The organism is Dyadobacter sp. (assembly GCF_051859145.1).
Classification (GTDB): Bacteria; Bacteroidota; Bacteroidia; order Cytophagales; family Spirosomataceae; genus Dyadobacter.
Genome location: NZ_JBHYGF010000461.1, coordinates 1 through 2,981, shown reverse-complemented (window position 1 = coordinate 2,981; position 2,981 = coordinate 1). Strand labels below are relative to the sequence as shown.

2 protein-coding genes are annotated in these 2,981 nt (G+C 43.3%); both read left to right on the top strand.

Annotated elements, in window-relative coordinates; translation table 11 throughout:
- Positions 1-287: 287 nt before the first annotated feature.
- Positions 288-1,508, top strand: coding sequence for a site-specific integrase (locus tag ACTIE6_RS21905; RefSeq protein ID WP_439558664.1), 1,221 nt, complete (start codon positions 288-290; stop codon positions 1,506-1,508).
- A gap of 604 nt (positions 1,509-2,112) precedes the next feature.
- On the top strand, positions 2,113-2,910 hold the full coding sequence (locus ACTIE6_RS21900; RefSeq protein ID WP_439558663.1) for an AAA family ATPase: 798 nt from the start codon (positions 2,113-2,115) through the stop codon (positions 2,908-2,910).
- The last annotated feature ends 71 nt before the right edge of the window (positions 2,911-2,981 follow it).

Here is a 2,981-nt window from a genome sequence, read left to right as displayed (position 1 = left end):
TCTAGAGGTCGCGGGTTCGAGACCCGTCTCCCTCCCTTGAAATAAGTTCAAAGTCAAACAAAATGCCTGTAAATCAATGATTTATGGGCATTTTTGTTTTTGGCAATATGCCAAAATATGCATTAAAACCCATTCTTTTTGAGCGTCATTCGTGTAGTCTTTTTTCAGACGCTCAAAATTGGCCCAAAAATGAGGTTAAGTCATTGATTGTCAAGATGTATGTACGCTGAACATCTTGATTTACAGGCGCGGCGACTCGACATTTGTTCATTCTAAACGCTTGTGTTATGTTAGAAAACAGTTTCGGGTTGTTTTTCTATTTGAAAACAACGAAAAATCAAAAAGAAGGTCTCCGGTATGTTTACCTGAGAATTACAGTCGACGGAACGTCCATCGAACTGTCCACCAAACGGCTCTGCAGTCCTAACCGGTGGAGCGCAGAGGCCGGACGCGCGATCGGAAACCATGAGGCGGCAAAAACGCTCAATGCCTATCTGGACACTTTGACGGCCAAAGTTTTCCAGGCAAGGAAAATGCTCCTTGACGATGACAGACAGGTGACGGCCGAAACCCTGAAAAATGTTTTGCTGGGAAAAAGCACTGAAAGACGGACAATCCTGGAAGTATTTGCGCACCACAACAAACAAATGGAGGCGCTGGTGGGCAAAGAGTTTGCTCCCCTGACCTTAAAGCGGTATAATACAGCCCTTGAACACACCCGCTCATTCATTAAATGGAAATACAAGGTGGATGATCGTCTGATCAGTGAGCTTGACTTTGAATTTATTTCCGAATTCTCCTTCTGGCTCAGGACCGCCCGGGGTTGCAATCATAATTCAGCGGTAAAGTATATGTCCAACCTTAAAAAGGTTGTGCTTATCTGCGTCAATAACAAATGGCTTAAGAAAGATCCGTTTCAGGGTTTCAAACTGACCAAAAAAGAAGTTGTCAAAAACCCGCTGAGCAGAGAAGAGCTCAAACGCCTGACCGAAAAAGTATTTGAAGTGGAACGCATCAGCCAGGTGCGCGATATTTTTCTGTTCTGCTGTTATACCGGACTGGCCTACGTCGATGTAAAAAACCTGAGGTATACCGACATCGTAACGGGAATGGATGGAGATCCCTGGATTGACACGACGCGCCAAAAAACGGACGCCCCGACTAGAATCCCATTGCTTCCAGGTGCGATACAGATCATGGACAGATATAAGGATAACCCGCAATGTATCAATCTCGGGGTGGTACTTCCCGTGCTTAGCAATCAAAAGATGAACGCCTATCTGAAAGAGATTGCAAATCTGTGTGGTATCTCCAAGACGCTTACCTTCCATATTGCAAGGCACACGTTTGCCACCACGGTGACACTGAGTAACAAGGTGCCCATCGAGACGGTTTCGAAAATGCTCGGCCATAGATCCTTAAAGCAAACCATGATCTATGCCAAAATTCTGGACGTGAAAATCAGTGAGGACATGAAAGCACTAAAGGAGAAATTGAAGGGCAGTTGACGGCGCCTGACTGAATGTGGACGGCACTACCGTTTGAACACTTATGTCTTAAAATATTAAACTGTGTTGTGGTACTTCTATTAAATCGTGCTGTGGTAATCTTATTAAACCGTGCTTACTAGAGATACTATCGCGATACAAGCCACGTAAGGATGTGAAATATAGATGCCCAGATATTGCTAACTAAGATGATAGGATTAATAAATCGTGTGCAGCACATTAACGCGGTAATGGCAGTAGATATCATGATATAGGCTGTAAGGCGCCTAAGTCTCGGCCTTTTAACTTGATAGCGGATTTATGAGTCGATTATAATGTTATTAGGTAGGCAGCAGGTGAGAAAGCAGCTAGACTCAGCTAAATCAGGTTGTCGCCGAAATCTATCACTAAGAACTACACAGGATCGAGAGCAGGCCGAAGCTGACTTGCCTTGTAAAAAAACAGCAGTGGAGTCATGTGAGCGCTAATTGCAATATACCACAATATCTGGCGACCTGCCACCGATTATTGGACGCCGGACCGTCACAAGTAGTCGGCGTAACAACAAAATTGTTAGCCTATATATTTTTATATCTTTGCCAGTCTCAGGTCTTAAGTTCGAAACATGAAGGTAAAAAAAATTGAATTTGTGAATTTCCGGGGAATCGACGACCTGATCTTAAACCTGGAAGATCAGGTTAACCTGCTTGTCGGTGTCAACGGTTCTGGAAAATCGACAATTCTAGATGGCCTTGCGATCAGCTTGTCCTGGCTAGTAAATCGCATTCAACGTGAGAACGCTTCCGGCAAACCTATTCCGCTAACTAGTATAAAGAACGACAAAGATTTTTCGTCAATTGGAGTCACTTTATCCGATGAAAGTCGTTCGTACCATTGGAAAATAGTCAAGCAACAGATGGGGGCACAACTAATTGAGAAATCTGAATTAAGTGAGGTTTCTCAACTTGCATCGCTTCATGTACAGCTGTATAGAGACCAACGCACTCTTCCGATGATTGCCTACTATCCGATCAACCGAATTGTTGGTAATGCGCGGCCAGATGTCGGTGGAAGGGATAGCATAAGTAGTATGGACGTTTATGACAACGCGTTGGGCGGACAGACTAACTACCAGGCATTTTTTGAATGGTTTCGTCTTCAAGATGATGTGGTCAACGAGCGAACGAGTTCAAGAACTAAATGGATGATCAGCAACAGATTATGGATCCGTCGTCGTACTAACAAACTATTGACCACAATCGACAAACTTGTACCAAGTCTGGATAAAGATCAGATATACTTTAAGGAACGGTTTCAAAATCGGCTAAAAAAAGATGAATTGCTTTACGAAGACCCCAGATTTCTATTTCACGAGCTAAGCGATATATTCCGTTTTGTGGTGTTTCAGAACCAAGAGCTGTAAATCGTCAGCGAAAAGTGGACAAGTTTAAATGAAAGTGAAGAGAGTGTTTTCCTAAAAATGAGTACTTTAAA

Bases quoted from the DNA above. Each gene is read 5' to 3' on its own strand.
- ACTIE6_RS21900 (WP_439558663.1), top strand. From the start codon at position 2,113: ATGAAGGTAAAAAAAATTGAATTTGTGAATTTCCGGGGAATCGACGAC.
- ACTIE6_RS21905 (WP_439558664.1), top strand. From the start codon at position 288: ATGTTAGAAAACAGTTTCGGGTTGTTTTTCTATTTGAAAACAACGAAA.